We start from the raw sequence: 15,821 nt of genomic DNA, 5'->3' as shown, positions 1-15,821 counted from the left end.
AAGGGGGGTGGCGCAGCACACGCAGTGCGCGAAGCCTGGGGGTGTTTCATCGGTTAGTCACCGGATAAACGCCCTGCGGCCGCCACAGCAGGATGGCGACCATGAGCGCAATGTTGGAAAAAAGCGCCACTTTGGGCACCAGAAAACCGGTGTAGTTGGCCATCAGCCCCACTAGCAGTGCGCCGATGAGCGCCCCGCCCGTGGAACCGAGCCCGCCGATGATGATGACAATGAAGATCAGCACATTGACCTGCGCGCCCATCTGCGGCGTCACGTTCTGCTGGTACAGGCCCCACATCACACCCCCCAGCCCGGCCAGGGCGCTGCCGGCCACGAACACGCCGACGAACAGGCGGTTGATGCGGTAACCAAGGCTTTCCACCATCTCGCGGTCCTGCACCCCGGCACGAATGAGCAGGCCGACCTTGGTGCGCGTCAGCACCCACACCAGCACGCCGAATACGGCCAGACCCACCACCACAGCCATCAGGCGGTACTTCTCCACGGCCGCGTCACCCAGGTAGAGCGCGCCACGCATGGCTTCGGGCAGCGGCAGCGGCACCTGCAGCGGGCCCCAGATGACCTTGATGAGCTCCTCGCCAATGATCATGCCGCCCATGGTGATGAGGATCTGCTTGAGGTGCTGGCCGTACACCGGCCGCACGATGAAGCGCTCGAACGCCAGCCCCAGCGCTCCGGCCACGGCCATGGCCACGAACATGGCCGGGAACACCGCCACCAGGTTGCGCCAGAGTTCGGCCGAGCCGGTCCAGTCGCCCATGGCGCCCATGACCGAGGTGGCGACAAAGGCGCCCAGCGCAATGAACACGCCGTGGCCGAAGTTCAGCACGTCCATCAGGCCGAACACCAGCGTCAGGCCCGAGGCGATGATGAACACGATCATGCCCATGGCCAGCCCGGCCACCGTGAGCGTGACCCAGGTGCTGCCCGAGCCGATGAGCGGCAGCGCCAGCAGGGCTAGCAGCGGCACCAACGCCAGCGGCTTCCAATCCAATGTCTTGCCGGTCATGGTTTTCCCCCAGGCAGTTCAGTCGCTATGCTTTTGCTAGCTGCTTGCGCAATAACTGTGCGGGCTGGAGCCCGATTTTTCATGTAATTTGTCATAGCGCCAGCCCCAGGAGTTGTTGCTGCAAGGCAGCGTCTTCGCTCAGTGCCTGCATGCTGCCCGCGTGCACCACGCGGCCGTTATCCATGACCGCCACCTGGTCGCCCAGGCGCTGGGCGAAGCTGATGTTCTGTTCCACCAGCAGGATGGTGGTGCCGGTCTTCTTGAGCTCGGCAAAGGCGTCGATCATGTTGTTGATGATGGCCGGGGCCAGTCCCTTGCTGGGCTCGTCCACGATCAGGAGCTTGCGCGGCTCCACGATGGCACGGGCCACCGCCAGCATCTGCTTTTGCCCGCCCGACAGCTTGCCGGCCGGGTGGTTCCAGAACTTCTCCACCGCGGGGAACAGGCGGTAAATCCATTGCAGCCGCTGGGCGTCCATCTGCGCGGCGGTGCTGGCCTGGCGGGCCGCCAGCAGCATGTTCTCGGCCACGGTCAGGTCGGCAAAGATGCCCATGTTCTCGGGCACGTAAGCAATGTCGCGCTGGGCAATGTCGGGGGTGGCGGCCGCAGTAATGTCCTGGCCGTCAAACACCACCGTGCCTTGGCTGGCCTTCCACAGGCCCATGATGGTGCGCAGCGTGGTCGTCTTGCCGGCACCATTGCGCCCCAGCAGCATGGTGAGCTGGCCCTTGGGTACCGCCAGGTCCACGCCGTGCAGGATGTGATACGCCCCGATGTGCGTGTGCACACCCTTCAGTTCGAGCAGCATGTCGCTCATGCGGCCTCCTTCTGCGGTGCCACGCCCAGGTAAGCCTCCTGCACCACGCTCGATGCGATCACCGTGGCCGGTTCGCCGTCGGCCACCAGGGTGCCGTTGTGCAGCACGATGATGCGGTCGGCCAGTTCGCGCACCACGTCCATCTTGTGCTCCACCAGCAGAATCGTCTTGGTCTTGTCGGCCTTCAGCCTGCGGATCAGGTTCAGGATGACTGGCGCCTCGTCGTGGCTCATGCCGGCCGTGGGTTCGTCAAACATGTAGACCTGCGCGTCCAGCGCCATGAGCAGCGCCACTTCGAGCTTGCGCTGGTCGCCATGCGGCAGGCTGGACACCACCACCTCCTGCTGGTGGCGCATGGCCACCACGTCCAGTATTTCGAGGGCGCGGTTGGTCAGCCCCACGTGGTCACTCCAGATGCTCCACAGGTTCAGGCCGCGCAGGTGCGCGCCGCTGTGCGCAGCCTGCACCGCCAGGCGCACGTTTTCCAGCACGCTCAGGGAAGGAAACAAGTTGGTAAGCTGGAACGCTCGCCCCAGGCCCGCGCGGGTGCGGGCCGAGGGGCTTGCGTGCGTAAGCTCTTCGCCATCCAGGAACACCCTGCCCTGCGTGGCCGGTATCTGGCCCGAGATCAGGTTGAAGTACGTGGTCTTGCCCGCCCCGTTGGGGCCAACGATGGCCGTGAGCGTGCCCGGTGCAAACGTGGTGGATACCGCGTTCACCGCCACATGCCCACCGAAGCGGACTGTCAGATCTTGTGTTTCCAGCATGGCTTTCGTTCAAAAAACCGGTGCACCCGCGTGCACCGGCGGTTCAGTGGCTCCTACGGGTTCGGATTCAAGCGTAGAGCAAGGCGCGAAGTCGAAGACAGTGCTGAGGCACGGCGAGACAAAGCAACACAGCTATACGCATGAAGGCGAATCCGCATCAGGGGCAGGTGCCCACCACATAGTAGTTCGGGCCGGTCTGCTTGAGCGTGGTCGTCGTGAAGGTATTCCACAGGCCCATGCTCTGGTTCGACCCGTTGGCGTAGGCAATGCCCAGCGACTGGTAGGCCCGACCTGCGGTGGTGTGTGCGTAGTTGCTGGCCGTGGTGCAGGTGGCAACCGTGCCCGTGGTAGTGGCAGACACGGCGCTGGACGCGGTGCCTTCAACCCCGCTGCTGTCTACCGCCTTCACCGTCCACGAATACGTGGTGGCCGCAGTGAGGCCGCTGTCGGTGTAGCTGGTGCCCGCGATGGCACTGGCGTTGGCCTTGGTGCCGTTGCGGTACACGTTGTAGCTGGCAGCACCGCTCACGCTGCCCCAGGCGATCACCATGCTGGTGTTGGTGGCACCGCTGGCAGTGACATTCGCCGGTGCGGGCAGCGTGGTACCGCCGCCGCCACCACCACCGCCACCACCGGTCGAGCCGCTGGAAACCTTGTCCACCATGGCCTTCACGGCCTTCATCTGCACGCCGGTGTTCTGGGCAAAGTTGGAGCCATACCAGCCAATCCAGTCCCAGCAGGCGTTGGGGTTGGCCAGCGAACCACTCGCCGCGGTTTGGCGGCTGGTGTTGTCGATCTTGGTCTGCGGGAACAGCACCACGATGTTGTTGGTGTCGGCCCAGCGCGTGTAGCCAGTGTTCTTCACGAACTTGTCACCGATCTTGTCGGTGCTCTGCTGGCAGCCATGGAAGGCCACGTGCAGCTTGCACTGGGTGCCACTGGCGCAGCTGGCCGGCACATACGCCCAGCCCGTGGAGGCCATGCCGGGGTTGGCGCTGGTGTAGGGCGTCTGGTCGAACTCGATGTAGTTGGCCGCAGCGGGAGCGTTGTTGCGGGCATTGAGCGTGCCGTAGAAATGCTCCAGCACCGCCTTGGCACCGTCGTAGCTGCAGTTGCTGATGAAGGGCGACGCTGCGCTGCTGCAGGAGTTGTTGCCGGTGCTGTCAAAGTCGGTGGGGAAAACGTGGGCCACGCCGCTCTGCACCACATACTTCTTGCTGGCGGCAGGCACGCCCAGGTTGTTGTACTGGGTGTTGAGGGCCGCCACGGGGTTGGGGCCCACGGTGGTATCGCTGCTGCCCACGAAGATGAACACCTTCTGGTTGGGGATGTTCGACTTGGCGTCGATGGTCGTGCCGCTCCAGGCGTCGATCTTGGCCTGGGCGTTGGTCAGGATCGACTGCGTGATGCTGGCGTTGTACATGCACGAGGTGTAGTTCACCCCACCCGCACACCAGTACGGCCCTGCAGCGAATACGCCCACCCCCGAAAAGGTGCTGGAATAGGCAATGCCCATCTGGTTGGCCATGAAGCCGCCGGACGAAAGACCTGAAGTCGTGATCTGCGTCTTGTCGATGTTCAGCGCGGGCAGCGTAACCGCCGCGTGTGCAAGCCCAACGCCCAGTGCCAGTACCGACACTGCTGCCTGCAGTTTGTTGAATTTCACCATGGGATGTGTCTCCGTAATGTTTTTGGAAAAAACCTGTCCGGCCCCCGTGTAATCCGGGGGTTCATCACCTGTCACGTTGAAAAAAAAGGGGCGGCCGCCCCGCGGGAAACGCCCGACGTCAGTGCTGACGCCGGGCAGCCCAAACCGGGCTCGAACTCAGCGGTTGTTGCGGATGGGGACGTTCATCTCGTCCGCCTTGATCTCACGCACCAACTCCGGCACGCCCCAGGCAAAGGCCGGGTCGACCTTGATCTTGAAGTGGTACATGCTCTGCATGGCCTGGTGGTCTTCCTTGCGGAAGGTCATCTTGCCCTTGGGCGTATCGAAGCTCATGCCTTCCATGGTCTTGATCAGGGTGTTGGCCGCGGTGTCACCCTTGCTGTTGTTCAGCGCCGTCACCAGCGCCATGGCGGCGGAAAAGCCACCGGCGGTGAAGAAGTCCGGCGGTGCCTTGAACTCCTTGTAGTGGCGGGCCACCAGGGCTTCGTTGACCGGATTCTTGGGCATGCCAAAGTAGTAGTACGAGGCACCCTCCATGCCGGGGAACTGCTTGTAGGCGGCCATGGCGGGCAGGATGTTGCCACCGGTGGCAATCTCGATACCGTGGCGCTTCAAGTCCAAATCAGCCACCTTGAACGGGCTGCCACCGGCCCAGATGATGAAGATCACCTTGCGGCCGGGCTGGTCCTTGAGCTTGTCGATCAGGCGCTGGCCACCGGCGGTGAAGTCGGAGGTAGCGGGCGGCAGGTACTCTTCGTGGACGATCTTGGCTTTCTTCAGTGCTTCCTTGAAGGCCTTCACGCCGTCACGCCCGAAGGCGCTGTCCTGCGCCATGGTGGCAATGGTGATGCCCTGCTTGTCCAGCGCCACGGCGTTGGCAATGGCGTCCTGGGAGCTGTTGCGGCCGGTGCGGAAGATGTACTTGTTCCATTTCTCGCCGGTAATGCTGTCCGCCACGGCAGGCTCCACCAGCAGAATCTTCTTGTATTCCTCAGCCACCGGCAGCATGGCCAGGGCCACGGGAGAAGCGGTGGGGCCCACCGCAATGTCGGCCTTGTCGTCGCCATAGGCGGTGGCCAGCAGACTCTTGCCCAGGTCAGGCTTGCCCTGGTCGTCCTTCTCGATCACCACCAGCTTCTTGCCGGCCACGGTCATCGTGCCGTTGGTGGCGTAGTCCAGGCCCATCATGAAACCGGTCTGCGTCTGCTTGCCGTAGGCTTCCAGCGGCCCTGTCTTGCTGTAGATGTGGGCAATCTTGATTTCCTTGGCCTGGCCAAAGGCGGCAGATGCGCCCAAAGCCGCCAGCGCCGTGGTGGCCAGCAGTTGCGTCAGTTTCATGGTGTCTCCTGTTGTAGGTTTGTGATCGCACCACCGCAGTGCAAGGGGCGTGCCAGGGTAAAAAGAGGCAAACTTCCCCTGTCTTTGCAGAGGCTGCGTTAAAGTTTGATCAATTTTTAGTCAAACTTGTGAATGTTTTTCGTTCATGTGTATTTTTTTTAAACATGTATAGGTTAACCAATTTAGGAGGGTGGCAACGCCATCGACATACCGTTGTTTAAGCATCGGCTCGCTGTTCAGCGTTCGCCGAATATGAACCATCCGTGGGTCTAACCGAGTAAACGGTTATTGGAGTTGGAATCGCGCACTCGACTTCAAAGTGCTCATGAGGCGTGGATACCAGATTGAGCCACTCTACCTGAGTGCACTTTGCAATGGCGCCAAAGAAGCTGATCAAGGAGGGGAGGGATTGCTATTTGAAAGTACCGTGCTTCATCAATAATTTATAACTGTGCTTTTATACAAAACCCGGAGCCCATGCCAATTTTTTACACGGGCCCTCATCGTTCTCACCTACAGTCAAACATTTCCGATAGCGTGCGTCGCTGCGACACAGCGCGCGGACAAAAGCGAACTTTTGACGACGAGAGGACAATTTTGAACAGAGTCCGAAAACGCACAAGGAAATCTCGATCCGCGACAGACCGCCGCCACCGTGCGGACTCCTGCTAAGCGTTCGCCGCGAATTTTCAACGTTAGACATTTTGATTATGGATTCTGCAACTCTTCAATCTTGGCTTAACGCTCTTTCAACTGTCGCTGCGGCAGTGTCCGCCATAGCAGCATGGCGCGCACTGAAATTAAGTCATGAAAGCAACGTGTTTCAGCGAGAACAAGGCCGACCGTATTTTTCGTTCGAAGAAACACGCATGGAACGGAAGCCTCTTCCAACCTCCACCAGCACAGGTGGCCCAGCAGAGTTAGACCCAAATGTGGCGTTGGCTAAGGGGCTGTTTAAGAACTATGGTGCGCGTCCAGCCACAGAAATCGCTTCATCTATTTTTATCATTCCCACCGACGACAGTTCCCCGCCCATGGAGTCTCCTTCGTCACTTGCAGATGACTTCCCGCCCGGTGCCGAATGGATGGCACAACTTGGTGAGCAGACGATAAATGCCCCCTCTCACCCCGGATATTTCTTTGTTCTCGGCGTTAGTTACAACGACCCTCTCACAAAACGAAACTATCGCCAACTATTCTTTATGCGGTGGCCGGGCGTGAAGAATGGCGTGGTTCATGGCGACATTATCGCTGCCACGAGAGAAGAGCGAGATCGGTTGATTCATAAGCACCGTCGGCTACTTAGCAACTATGTCTAACCTCGCACTCTGCCCAAACCATTTGGCCCAGCCACAATGCAAAAGACAGTAGGGCACGAAGCTTTCAGTCACCTTGGCGCAACCGTCAGCGCTGGTGATTCTGTCCAGCATGGTTTATTTGCAGCAGAACTTTTTGATGATTTTTCACACTTTGCAGCGCCGCTGATAAAGACTTTTCGTTTTCTATGAATACAGAAGACAGCCCACGCCTTAGACCTTTTTTGGGCGCCGTTGGATTGGCCTCTTGCGCCCAATTTTTGTCCAGTTTAAAAGTGCATAAATCTGAAATTCTTTTGCAGCACTTACTCGACCTTGACGTGATACCACCAGTCACATTGCTTTTTCTTGCCACGTTGGGAATATCTATTTATCGCGCCATACCTGGTGGTCACTTCAATTTTTTCGTACGCAACTGCGACAGCCATCACAAGGCATTCTCTGTCTATGGCCCAATCGGCGGGGCATTGGTCGGATGCGCTATCGTCCTTTCAGGGTTCGAACTCTGGTATCAAGGCAGCAGCGCAATACCGGCTGTGGCTCATATATGGTTCCTCTTGGCACTTGTAGTCGGGACACCAATCTGTGCATATATCGTGGCGTGCGTCGCCATCGCTCACTATCGATCGCAAGTACCTCTGCAGAAATCACGCCCGATGCTCATCAAAGCACTTGCAGCATTCTTTGTTTTCGCGTCTGTCATGGGCGTCCGAGACTGGTATACAAGCTAATCTGACGCCCGACCCGACGGCCGCTCTCTTCAGGCCGCCATTTCGTCTTGGTCCTTCCATTCCCTGTCGCCCCCCTCGGCCGAGCGCAAACCTTGAACGCTAGCTTTAAATCCATCCGTTTCTCTTTGAACTGATGGCTAGATTCGCAGCAAATCAACGCCCGCGCCGCCCCCCCACCAACCAGCCCGTAAACCCCAGCAGGCCCATCGGCCCCCACAAGAATGCCAGCGGCAGGAACAGCAGCAAGGGCCAGCGCGACAGGTTTCGCTCCACCACAGTCTGCACCATCCAGTGCCCTACCAGCAGGTCGAAGGCCAGGAAGTGGAGCCAGCCGCCCAGCATCTTGCCGGGCGCGGCAAACAGCAACAGCACCGACGCCAGGCTGGTAAACCCGCCACCGGGCGCCGTGCCCCAGTAGCCCACCAGCACCAGCACATAGACCAGGCACAAAGCCAGCGGAACGGCGCGCCCTGCCACGAACAGCAGGCGCTCGCGCCACGGCCCCGGGCCTAGCGCCGCCGCACAACCCAGGCCGAGCCATGCCGCAATAGCCGCGTTGCTGCACCAGGCAAACAGTTGCTCAGCCATGGTGCGCACCTCCGGCTTGCGGCAGGCTTGGCGCTGCTTCCAGCACCACCGCCTGGCTGCCCATGGCAATGGCCTGCCCGCCGTGGGTGCGGGTGTATTCCTGGGCCTGCGCCATGGACGAGAACCAGAGCTTGAGCACACCGGTACCGCGCAGGGCCTGCAGGCCTTGCCCCAAGGCCTGAAGGTCGGCATCACCCAGCGCTGCTACCAGCGCCTCCCACGAGGGGTAGCCCGCCTCCAGCGCCAGGGCACGCAGCACATGCTTGCGCTGCACCTGCGTGCGGGCCCGAAAGGCGGCGGGCAAGCTGGGGCCAGGAATTGCCTCGGCAGCCAGCAGGCGCCGCAGCACGGGTAGCGATTCGGCGGGCGAGTCCGACTGGGCCGCGCGGTGCAGGCGCTTGGCCTCGCGCAGCAGCAGGTCCTTGGAGCCCTGGGGCGAAATGTCAGAAGAAATTGAATGGTGCATACCATCTCCACAAGAAGTCGGCCGGTCTCGCAGGGGGCCAAGGAGGGTATGCAAGCAGTGCTTGCAGCTAACGAGGTGTCAGTGCTTTCGCGAGGTGGGCGTCCTTCCAGCCCGGCGCGATTCTAGCCCAACCCGCCGCCGCCCCCTGCCAGCCTGTCCAGCCTTTCGTAGAACGTGGCCCGCGACATGCCCAGCAGCCGCGCGGCGGCGGCCTTGTTGCCCTGGGTATGCGCCATGGCGGCGCGGATGGCCTGCAACTCCAGCTCGGCCACCTGCTCGGCCAGCGGGCGCAGGTGCGCCGTGGCGCTGGCGGGCGGGTGGGCGGTCTGCGGGGTGGCTGGTGCCAGCGGGGTTGCGATGGTGGTGAGCCCGCTGCTGCGCAGCAGGCGCTCCAGCTGCTCCGCGCCCAGCGCCCCGCCCTCCACTGCCATGGCGGCCTGTTCCAGCACGTTGCGCAGTTCGCGGATGTTGCCGCGCCAGCTCTGCGCGGCCAGCAGGTCCAGCGCAGCGGCGCTCACCTCGGGCACCTGCAGGCCGTTGCGGGCGGCAATGTCTTCCACCAGCACTTCTACCAGGGCCGGCAGGTCGGCCCGGCGTTCGCGCAGGGGCGGCACGGCAATGGGCAGCACGTTGAGTCGGTAGTACAGGTCTTCGCGGAACTTGCCTTCCTCCACCAGCTGGCGCAGGTTGCGCGAGGTGGCGGCGATGATGCGGGCATCGAAGGGGATGAGGCGGTTGGAGCCCAGGGGTTCGATCTCGCCTTCCTGCAGCGCGCGCAGCAGCTTGGCTTGCAGCGACAGGCCCATGTCGCCGATTTCGTCGAGGAACAGCGTGCCGCCATCGGCCAGCTTGAACTTGCCGTCGCGCCCCTTGCGGTCTGCCCCCGTGTACGCACCGGGTGCCACGCCGAAGAACTCGGCCTCCAGCAGGGTCTCGGGCACGGCGGCGATGTTGACGCCCACAAAGGGCCCGCTCGCGCGTGGCGAGGCAGCGTGGATGCCGTGGGCCAGCAGCTCCTTGCCAGTGCCGGTCTCACCCAGCAGCAGCACCGGGCTGGTGGACTGCGCCGCGCGGCGGGCCTGGCGCTTCACTTCCACCGCGGCCGGGCTGGAGCCCACGAACGAGGCCAGCGTGTATTTCGAATGCCGCCCCACGGTGCGTGCGGCATGGCGCTGCGCCGCCAGTTCCTTGCGGGCCTCGTCCAGGTCGCGCTGCAGCAGCGAAAACTTGGCAATGAGCGGCTGCAGGTTGGTTTCGGGCTGGTCGAACAGCACGATGCCCAGCGCGCCCATTACCTGGCCCTGTGCGTCCCGCAAGGGAATGCGGCTGACCACGAAGGTACCGGCGCGGTTGGTGAGCAGGTCAATGAGGATGGGCTTGCCGGTTTCCAGCACGCGGTGCATCAGCGTGTTGGGCACCACGCCCGACACCGGGTGGCCCACGAAGTCTTCCACGCGCTCGAAACCCAGGGCTGGCAGGAAGCGCTTGTACTGGTCGTTGATCCAGACCACGCGGGCGTTGCGGTCCACCAGCATCATGCCTTCGCTGGCGCTGCCGAACAGGTCGAACATGGAGCGCGCTGCCAGTTCCAGCACGCTGCGCACGTCGGTGGGGAGGGTCTCAAGGCCTTGCATGGACAGCGATGGTAGCGGCCTGCCCCCTACAATGTTTGCCAACCCCTGACACCGCTTGCTAGAGGAAACCCCTATGCCGATGGACAAACTCGCCGACGACCTGAGTGCCGTGCTGGCCCAGGCCGATGCCCTGCTGGCACGGGCCCAGACCGAAGGGCCCGAAGCAGCCCGGCAGATCCAGGCCCAGGTGGAAGAAAAGCTTGCCCAAGCGCGGGCCCAGCTCAGCAGCCTGGAAGGCGAAGCGGCCGAGAAGGCCCGCGCCATGAAGCAGGCCACCGAAGCCTATGTGCAAACCAACCCCTGGCAAGCGGTGGGCATCGCGGCCGCGGTGGGCTTTGTGCTGGGCGTGCTGGTGTCCCGCCGCTGACGCGCCATGACCACACCGGAAACACCACCATCCCTGAAGGCCACCGCCGCCCAGGTGGGTGACAGCGCCCTGGCCCTGCTGCGCGCCCGGCTGGACCTGGCCAGCGTGGAGCTGGCCGAGGAACGCGAGCGCCTGACCGTGCGCCTGGGCTGGCTCTTTGCCGGCATCTTGCTGCTGGTGTTTGCCTTGCTTGGGCTGGGCGTGTTCGCTGCTGCCCTGCTGTGGAACACCAACCGCCTGCTGGCCCTGCTGCTGCCCACCCTGGGCTTTGCGCTGGCGGGCTGGTGGATGATGCGCAAGTCGCACCAACTGGGGCGCGACGCCGCCCTGCCCTTTGCCGCCACCATTGCCGAGTTCGACAAGGACCGCGTGCTGCTGGGGCGGCAGATGGCGGCCGGGCCCGCCGACGACAACGGAGGGGGCATATGAGCAACGCGCAGGGCCACTCCCAAGCTAGCTCGCACCGCAGCCCGCAAGGCGGAGGTTTCCAATGAGCAACCAGAACGACTACGCCACCCGCAAGGCCTTGCTGGTGCAGCGCTGCGACCTGGAGCGCCTGCGCCTGCAGCGCGCCCTGGGCCAGGCCAAAACCCAGCTGCGCCAGCCCCTCACCCCTGAGCCCAGCGCACCCTGGACGGCCCCCTTCACCGCCACGCTGGTAAGCCTGGCCTTGCCGCACCTGGGTGTGCAGCGGCTGCAGAACCTGGTGGCGCTGCTGAAGGTGGCCCTCACCGGCTACCGCGCCTGGCGGCTGTGGCAGTCCAGTATCAGCCCCTCAACTGAGCCGCACAAGGATGCACTGCGGCCTTGATTTGCTATGCTTAGCATAGCTAACTATCTAATATTCATCCGGGGATCAGGCACTTTTTCCTCTGACGTTTTCAGGAACAGGGCCCATGCAGCAATGTGAATTCATCGTCGTTGGTGCCGGCATTGCCGGTGCGTCCATCGCTTACTGGCTCGCGCCGCATGGGCGCACCGTGGTGCTGGAGCGCGAGTCGCAGCCCGGCTACCACTCCACCGGGCGCTCGGCGGCCCAGTACATCGCCACCTACGGCACGCCCCAGGTGCGTGCCCTGACGCTGGCCAGCCGCGCGTTTCTGGACCAGCCCCCAGCAGGGTTCTGTGAAGCGCCGCTGCTCACCCAGCGGCCCACCATGACCATCGGTTTCACGGGCCAGGAAGCGCTGCTGGACGACGCCTGGGCCGTGCTGCAGAGCGTGACCGACACCGGCCGGCGCCTCACACCCGCCCAGGCCTGCGCCGTGGTACCGGTGCTGCGCAGCGAACGCCTGGCCGGCGCCATACTGGAGCCCGAGAGCTACGACATGGACGTACACGGCCTGCACCAGGGCTACCTGCGCGGCGTGCGCCAGCACGGCGGCCAGGTGGTGGTGGATGCCGAACTGCAAAGCGCCCGCCACAGCAACGGTCTGTGGCAGGTGGTGGCGGGTGGCGAAACCTATGCCGCACCGGTGCTGGTGAACGCGGCCGGAGCCTGGTGCGACGCGGTGGCGCAGATGGCCGGGGTAGCGCCCATTGGCCTGGTACCCAAGCGCCGCAGCGCCTTCACCTTTGCACCCCCCGCAGGTCTGGCCTGTGCCGACTGGCCGCTGGTGATTGCGGCCGACAACACGTTCTACTTCAAGCCCGACGCCGGCATGCTGTTCGGCTCGCCCGCCAACGCCGACCCGACGCATGCGCAGGACGTGCAGCCCGAAGAGCTGGACATTGCCACCGGCGCGTACCACATCGAGGAAGCCACCACACTGCAGGTGCGCCCGGCCCACACCTGGGCGGGGCTGCGCAGCTTCGTGGCCGATGGCGATCTGGTGGGCGGCTATGCCCCTGACGCGCCCGGTTTCTTCTGGGTGGCGGCGCAGGGTGGCTACGGCATCCAGACCAGTGCCGCCATGGGCGAAGCCTGCGCAGCGCTGGCGCGCGGCCTGCCGCTGCCAGAACACATCGCCCGCTTCGGCCTCACCGAGGCCATGCTCTCGCCCGCGCGCCTGGCACCTGCCCGCTGAGAAACTGCGTGCAATCGGCCAGCCCTTGGCGGATACTGGGGCAACCCGCGAAGGAGTCGACCATGACAAAGCTTTCCGCCCTGGCCAGCGTGCTGGCGTTCACCACCTCCTGGGCCCAGGCCCAGGACTACAGTCCCCACATGTGGGGCTATGGCTGGGGCATGCACGGCTTCATGCACATCCTGTGGTGGGCCCTGGCCGCCTGTGTGGTGGTGTGGCTGCTGCGGCGCCCGCACGGCGGGCACTGTGGCCACCGCCAGAGCGAAGACCGCGCCTTGGCCATCCTGCGCGAACGCTATGCGCGCGGCGAAATCGACAAGACCGAGTTCGAGGCCCGCAAGCGCGACCTCAGCAACTGAAGGTGCTCAACGCTCCACCGGGGCGCGGTAGAGCAGCACCTTGAGCGAGCGCTCCTCGTCCACGTCGGCAAACACCGGGGGGTTGGGTACACGGCCCAGAAACTGCAGCTGCGGCGCGAGTTCCTGCATCTGGTCGCGCAGGAAGGCGGTGCCCAGCTCGGGTGCGTTCAGGCACAGCAGCACATGGCCGCCGGGCATCAGCAGGTCCGGCAGGCGGCGCATGACCTTGGCGTAGTCCTTGGTGGCGATGAAGCTGCCCTTCTGGTAGCTCGGCGGGTCCACGATGATGAGGTCGTACGGCCCCGCGCGCGACACCTTGCCCCAGGTGGAAAACAGGTCGTGTGCGAGGTAGCTGGCACCCGTGCTGATGCCATTGAGCTGGTGGTTCTGCTGGCCGGTAGCCAGCGCGCCTTGGCTCATGTCCACATTGACCACCTGGCGTGCACCGGCCTGCAAGGCGGCCACCGAGAACGAGCAGGTGTAGGCGAACAGGTTCAGCACCCGTGCGCGCTGCACCGTGGGAATGGTCTGGCGCACCCAGCGCCGGCCTTCCGCCATGTCGGGAAAGAAGCCGTGGTTCTGCCCCTTGAGCAGGTGCACGCGGTAGCGCGCACCGTCTTCCTGCACCACGTGGGGCTCGGGCACGCTGCCGGCCATGAGCCGGGTCTCCGCTCCCCCTTTGCCACGGCACTGGTAGACCCAGTTCAGCGCCTGTTCCGGCGCCAGCTCGCGCTGGCGCTGCTCCAGGGCGGCATGCACCGCGTCGAGCTGTTCCTGCGGCACGGGCTCGAAGGCCGTGAGCAGCCACACCGGCGGGTAGGCGTCGAGCAGCAGGTGTTCACAGCCGGGGTAGCGGCCACCGCGGCCGTGGAAGATGCGGCGCACGTCGGTGCCCGGCTCCATGCGGGCAATGGCGTCCAGCAAGGCTTGCATGGCGCTCAGCCCTGGTACGCAGCCAACTGCAGACGCAGCGAAGCCACTTCGTTTTCAAGCTCCGCAATGCGGGCCTTCAGCATCGGCACGTCCTCGTTGTCGGATGGCGCATCCGCCGGGGCGTCCGACGCTTCGGGCTTGGTACGCCGCTTGGTTTCGCGCACGCGCTTGGCGGCCTCGCGCAGCTGCTCCTTGCCTCCCTGCGCGGCCGCCACCTGCTCTTCGGCGGGCAGCGTGGCCACCGCAGCGGCGGCGTTGATGGAAATGACCCCGCTCTTCACGGCAGCCACCACCTCGGGCGCCGCCTGCTTCTGGATCTTTTCGATCTGCACCACCTGCGCCGCACTCAGGCGCGCAGCGCGGGCCAGGTCTTCGCGGCTCCTGATGGGTGTGGTTTCGATCACGGGTGCGGGTGCGGGCAGGGCATCCGGCGCGGCAGGTGATTCGGCAGCCGGTTCGGCCGCTGCCGCAGGCTGGCGCCGGGCCAGGATCTCGCGCTTGCGCAGCGCCAGCACACCGCGCTGGAAGTCCGACACGCTACGCCGCCCCAGGTGCTGGTCAATCATCCACAGGTGCACGTCTTCCAGGCTCTGGAACAGGGTGCTCTGCACGGTCTGGAACGGTATGCCGTGCTTCTGGCAGATGCCATAGCGGTTGTGGCCGTCCACCAGCAGGTCGCCCCACAGCACCAGCGCATCGCGGCAGCCCTCCTTGAGCAGACTGCGCTCCAGCGCATCGTGTTCGTCAGGGGTCAGCGGATCAATATAGGCCTTGAGGCCTTCGTCAACAACGATGGGCATGGAAGGAAGAACGGGGAGAAACAGGATGGGCTGCCCGGGAGCAGGTCAGTATCCGCCCTTGGGCGGGGGTGCCGATGGTAACGGGTGTTCAACAGGCACCCACCTAATCGCGGCAAGCGAAGGTGATAAAGGCGTTTTCGTTTCGATTTTCCCTGAGCATGTGCACGATTTGCGCTGGAAGCGAATTCGCCACATCGTTCTTCAACTGCAGTGGACGCCAGCTTTCGAGGTCAGGATCACCAAATCCGACAATGCATCCGCATCGAACCAAGCCAGCAACCACTTGCTCCAGCGAGGCATCGTCTGGGCGTCTTCCTTGCCCACCAAAACTCCCTTGTTCGATGTTCCAGAGAAACACGAGGTCTCTTCTGGCTTCGTTCACCAAGGCGTGAATCCATTCCTCGATTTCAGAATCGGTGTGCGTCATCCTTGCGTTCCACGTCGTCCCATAGATGCATTGCGGTGCTTCGATTTCACATCATCACAAGTCAACCTAAGACTTGATAGCAAAGGCTTTGTAGGTTTCGACGAATTCGTACGCCTCTTCCAGCGACTTTGGATAGGTCACAACGTCATGGTGACCCTGACCTGTACGAATCTTCTGAAAGCGGAAACCGTGCGCAAACAGGAACTTCACTTTTTGCCATTGTTTTGCGTCGTTCTTTTTGGGTGCTTTGAAGTGACGCCCAAAGTTGTGAGCAACGCCACCACAATGGGGACAAATGAGCCTGGATGGACATTCCTTCGCGAGGTTGAACACGCGCTTGAAGGATTTGCAACAGCTCAAACAAGCAAAGGCCATGTTGTAGGGCGATGACACTTCTCCTACCTCCACCAAAACAAACGATCTGAAGCAGAAGGTACCGATTTTCACTGATCGGAAAACAGAGACGGACACACCTATCGCCATTACCGGCTTCAAAGGGAAAACCCTAGGCATTCCTGTCGCCTCAGGTACTGCACAAGCCCGCGCTCCCCT

At 63.2% G+C, this 15,821-nt stretch carries 19 protein-coding genes; 9 read left to right on the top strand and 10 right to left on the bottom strand.

The features are described from left to right. Nucleotides 1-46: 46 nt before the first annotated feature. The 5 genes from RQP54_RS11335 to RQP54_RS11315 all read right to left on the bottom strand — a co-directional run bounded on the left by RQP54_RS11335 (nucleotide 47) and on the right by RQP54_RS11315 (nucleotide 5,621). Nucleotides 47-1,030 carry a branched-chain amino acid ABC transporter permease gene (locus RQP54_RS11335; RefSeq protein ID WP_315678401.1) on the bottom strand — a complete coding sequence of 328 codons (984 nt, stop codon included), beginning with the start codon at nucleotides 1,028-1,030 and terminating at the stop codon, nucleotides 47-49. Between the two features lie 91 nt (nucleotides 1,031-1,121). After that, entirely contained in the window at nucleotides 1,122-1,847 is a 726-nt protein-coding gene (locus RQP54_RS11330; RefSeq protein WP_315678400.1) for an ABC transporter ATP-binding protein, read from the bottom strand. Further along, the gene (locus tag RQP54_RS11325; protein WP_315678399.1) at nucleotides 1,844-2,614 is read right to left on the bottom strand and encodes an ABC transporter ATP-binding protein; all 771 of its coding nucleotides are present in this window, start codon (nucleotides 2,612-2,614) and stop codon (nucleotides 1,844-1,846) included. Before RQP54_RS11325 ends, RQP54_RS11330 begins: the two co-directional genes overlap by 4 nt. Nucleotides 2,615-2,771: 157 nt before the next feature. Further along, nucleotides 2,772-4,283, bottom strand: coding sequence for a fibronectin type III domain-containing protein (locus tag RQP54_RS11320; protein ID WP_315678398.1), 1,512 nt, complete (start codon nucleotides 4,281-4,283; stop codon nucleotides 2,772-2,774). 156 nt (nucleotides 4,284-4,439) lie between these two features. Continuing rightward, nucleotides 4,440-5,621, bottom strand: a complete 1,182-nt coding sequence (locus tag RQP54_RS11315; RefSeq protein WP_315678397.1) for a substrate-binding domain-containing protein — start codon at nucleotides 5,619-5,621, stop codon at nucleotides 4,440-4,442. A 710-nt stretch (nucleotides 5,622-6,331) separates the two neighbouring features. Between RQP54_RS11315 and RQP54_RS11310 the strand changes: the two genes are divergently transcribed. From RQP54_RS11310 to RQP54_RS11300, 3 genes are read left to right on the top strand one after another with little or no spacing between them, the layout of a single operon-like run. Further along, the gene (locus RQP54_RS11310) at nucleotides 6,332-6,940 is read left to right on the top strand and encodes a hypothetical protein (RefSeq protein ID WP_315678396.1); all 609 of its coding nucleotides are present in this window, start codon (nucleotides 6,332-6,334) and stop codon (nucleotides 6,938-6,940) included. A gap of 36 nt (nucleotides 6,941-6,976) precedes the next feature. Further along, on the top strand, nucleotides 6,977-7,129 hold the full coding sequence (locus tag RQP54_RS11305; RefSeq protein WP_315678395.1) for a hypothetical protein: 153 nt from the start codon (nucleotides 6,977-6,979) through the stop codon (nucleotides 7,127-7,129). Further along, nucleotides 7,126-7,668 (top strand): hypothetical protein, encoded by a 543-nt coding sequence (locus tag RQP54_RS11300; protein WP_315678394.1) that lies wholly within the window; start codon nucleotides 7,126-7,128, stop codon nucleotides 7,666-7,668. Before RQP54_RS11305 ends, RQP54_RS11300 begins: the two co-directional genes overlap by 4 nt. A gap of 153 nt (nucleotides 7,669-7,821) precedes the next feature. Here the strand turns inward: RQP54_RS11300 and RQP54_RS11295 are convergent, their stop codons facing one another. The 3 genes from RQP54_RS11295 to RQP54_RS11285 form a co-directional block, all read right to left on the bottom strand. After that, nucleotides 7,822-8,256, bottom strand: a complete 435-nt coding sequence (locus RQP54_RS11295) for an abscisic acid-deficient protein Aba4 family protein (RefSeq protein ID WP_315678393.1) — start codon at nucleotides 8,254-8,256, stop codon at nucleotides 7,822-7,824. Beyond that, nucleotides 8,249-8,722 (bottom strand): hypothetical protein, encoded by a 474-nt coding sequence (locus RQP54_RS11290; protein WP_315678392.1) that lies wholly within the window; start codon nucleotides 8,720-8,722, stop codon nucleotides 8,249-8,251. The genes RQP54_RS11295 and RQP54_RS11290 overlap by 8 nt, the downstream gene beginning before the upstream one ends. Nucleotides 8,723-8,844: 122 nt before the next feature. Next, on the bottom strand, nucleotides 8,845-10,356 hold the full coding sequence (locus tag RQP54_RS11285) for a sigma-54 interaction domain-containing protein (protein WP_315678391.1): 1,512 nt from the start codon (nucleotides 10,354-10,356) through the stop codon (nucleotides 8,845-8,847). 73 nt (nucleotides 10,357-10,429) lie between these two features. Here RQP54_RS11285 and RQP54_RS11280 point away from each other — a divergent pair, with 73 nt between their 5' ends. From RQP54_RS11280 to RQP54_RS11260, 5 genes are all read left to right on the top strand, one after another. Then, entirely contained in the window at nucleotides 10,430-10,723 is a 294-nt protein-coding gene (locus RQP54_RS11280) for a glycine zipper domain-containing protein (RefSeq protein WP_315678390.1), read from the top strand. A gap of 6 nt (nucleotides 10,724-10,729) precedes the next feature. Further along, on the top strand, nucleotides 10,730-11,152 hold the full coding sequence (locus RQP54_RS11275) for a phage holin family protein (RefSeq protein WP_315678388.1): 423 nt from the start codon (nucleotides 10,730-10,732) through the stop codon (nucleotides 11,150-11,152). Between the two features lie 61 nt (nucleotides 11,153-11,213). After that, nucleotides 11,214-11,534 carry a hypothetical protein gene (locus RQP54_RS11270; protein WP_315678387.1) on the top strand — a complete coding sequence of 107 codons (321 nt, stop codon included), beginning with the start codon at nucleotides 11,214-11,216 and terminating at the stop codon, nucleotides 11,532-11,534. An 85-nt stretch (nucleotides 11,535-11,619) separates the two neighbouring features. Next, a complete protein-coding gene (locus RQP54_RS11265) occupies nucleotides 11,620-12,750 on the top strand; it encodes an FAD-binding oxidoreductase (protein ID WP_315678386.1) in 1,131 nt (376 codons plus the stop codon). A 62-nt stretch (nucleotides 12,751-12,812) separates the two neighbouring features. Beyond that, nucleotides 12,813-13,109: an SHOCT domain-containing protein gene (locus RQP54_RS11260; RefSeq protein ID WP_315678385.1), complete on the top strand. Its 297-nt coding sequence runs from the start codon at nucleotides 12,813-12,815 to the stop codon at nucleotides 13,107-13,109. Nucleotides 13,110-13,115: 6 nt separating this feature from the next. Here RQP54_RS11260 and RQP54_RS11255 read toward each other — a convergent pair whose 3' ends face one another. Together RQP54_RS11255 and RQP54_RS11250 are read right to left on the bottom strand one after the other, a co-directional pair. After that, nucleotides 13,116-14,042: a class I SAM-dependent methyltransferase gene (locus tag RQP54_RS11255; protein WP_315678384.1), complete on the bottom strand. Its 927-nt coding sequence runs from the start codon at nucleotides 14,040-14,042 to the stop codon at nucleotides 13,116-13,118. Between the two features lie 5 nt (nucleotides 14,043-14,047). Continuing rightward, on the bottom strand, nucleotides 14,048-14,842 hold the full coding sequence (locus RQP54_RS11250; protein ID WP_315678382.1) for a plasmid replication/partition related protein: 795 nt from the start codon (nucleotides 14,840-14,842) through the stop codon (nucleotides 14,048-14,050). Here RQP54_RS11250 and RQP54_RS11245 point away from each other — a divergent pair. After that, complete coding sequence (locus RQP54_RS11245) at nucleotides 14,841-15,659, top strand: hypothetical protein (protein WP_315678381.1); 819 nt, start codon at nucleotides 14,841-14,843, stop codon at nucleotides 15,657-15,659. The genes RQP54_RS11250 and RQP54_RS11245 overlap by 2 nt on opposite strands. The last annotated feature ends 162 nt before the right edge of the window (nucleotides 15,660-15,821 follow it).

Source organism: Curvibacter sp. APW13, assembly GCF_032337135.1.
Classification (GTDB): Bacteria; Pseudomonadota; Gammaproteobacteria; order Burkholderiales; family Burkholderiaceae_C; genus Allorhodoferax.
Note: the sequence above shows the minus strand (reverse complement) of the source record. Positions and strands in the feature narration are given on the sequence as shown.

Excerpts from the sequence above, each read along its gene's own strand:
- RQP54_RS11295 (WP_315678393.1), bottom strand. The coding sequence starts at position 8,256 with ATGGCTGAGCAACTGTTTGCCTGGTGCAGCAACGCGGCTATTGCGGCA.
- RQP54_RS11320 (WP_315678398.1), bottom strand. The coding sequence starts at position 4,283 with ATGGTGAAATTCAACAAACTGCAGGCAGCAGTGTCGGTACTGGCACTG.
- RQP54_RS11255 (WP_315678384.1), bottom strand. The coding sequence starts at position 14,042 with ATGCAAGCCTTGCTGGACGCCATTGCCCGCATGGAGCCGGGCACCGAC.
- RQP54_RS11310 (WP_315678396.1), top strand. The coding sequence starts at position 6,332 with ATGGATTCTGCAACTCTTCAATCTTGGCTTAACGCTCTTTCAACTGTC.
- RQP54_RS11315 (WP_315678397.1), bottom strand. The coding sequence starts at position 5,621 with ATGAAACTGACGCAACTGCTGGCCACCACGGCGCTGGCGGCTTTGGGC.
- RQP54_RS11275 (WP_315678388.1), top strand. The coding sequence starts at position 10,730 with ATGACCACACCGGAAACACCACCATCCCTGAAGGCCACCGCCGCCCAG.
- RQP54_RS11330 (WP_315678400.1), bottom strand. The coding sequence starts at position 1,847 with ATGAGCGACATGCTGCTCGAACTGAAGGGTGTGCACACGCACATCGGG.
- RQP54_RS11280 (WP_315678390.1), top strand. The coding sequence starts at position 10,430 with ATGCCGATGGACAAACTCGCCGACGACCTGAGTGCCGTGCTGGCCCAG.
- RQP54_RS11260 (WP_315678385.1), top strand. The coding sequence starts at position 12,813 with ATGACAAAGCTTTCCGCCCTGGCCAGCGTGCTGGCGTTCACCACCTCC.
- RQP54_RS11250 (WP_315678382.1), bottom strand. The coding sequence starts at position 14,842 with ATGCCCATCGTTGTTGACGAAGGCCTCAAGGCCTATATTGATCCGCTG.
- RQP54_RS11335 (WP_315678401.1), bottom strand. The coding sequence starts at position 1,030 with ATGACCGGCAAGACATTGGATTGGAAGCCGCTGGCGTTGGTGCCGCTG.
- RQP54_RS11300 (WP_315678394.1), top strand. The coding sequence starts at position 7,126 with ATGAATACAGAAGACAGCCCACGCCTTAGACCTTTTTTGGGCGCCGTT.
- RQP54_RS11265 (WP_315678386.1), top strand. The coding sequence starts at position 11,620 with ATGCAGCAATGTGAATTCATCGTCGTTGGTGCCGGCATTGCCGGTGCG.
- RQP54_RS11245 (WP_315678381.1), top strand. The coding sequence starts at position 14,841 with ATGGAAGGAAGAACGGGGAGAAACAGGATGGGCTGCCCGGGAGCAGGT.
- RQP54_RS11305 (WP_315678395.1), top strand. The coding sequence starts at position 6,977 with ATGCAAAAGACAGTAGGGCACGAAGCTTTCAGTCACCTTGGCGCAACC.
- RQP54_RS11290 (WP_315678392.1), bottom strand. The coding sequence starts at position 8,722 with ATGCACCATTCAATTTCTTCTGACATTTCGCCCCAGGGCTCCAAGGAC.
- RQP54_RS11285 (WP_315678391.1), bottom strand. The coding sequence starts at position 10,356 with ATGCAAGGCCTTGAGACCCTCCCCACCGACGTGCGCAGCGTGCTGGAA.
- RQP54_RS11270 (WP_315678387.1), top strand. The coding sequence starts at position 11,214 with ATGAGCAACCAGAACGACTACGCCACCCGCAAGGCCTTGCTGGTGCAG.
- RQP54_RS11325 (WP_315678399.1), bottom strand. The coding sequence starts at position 2,614 with ATGCTGGAAACACAAGATCTGACAGTCCGCTTCGGTGGGCATGTGGCG.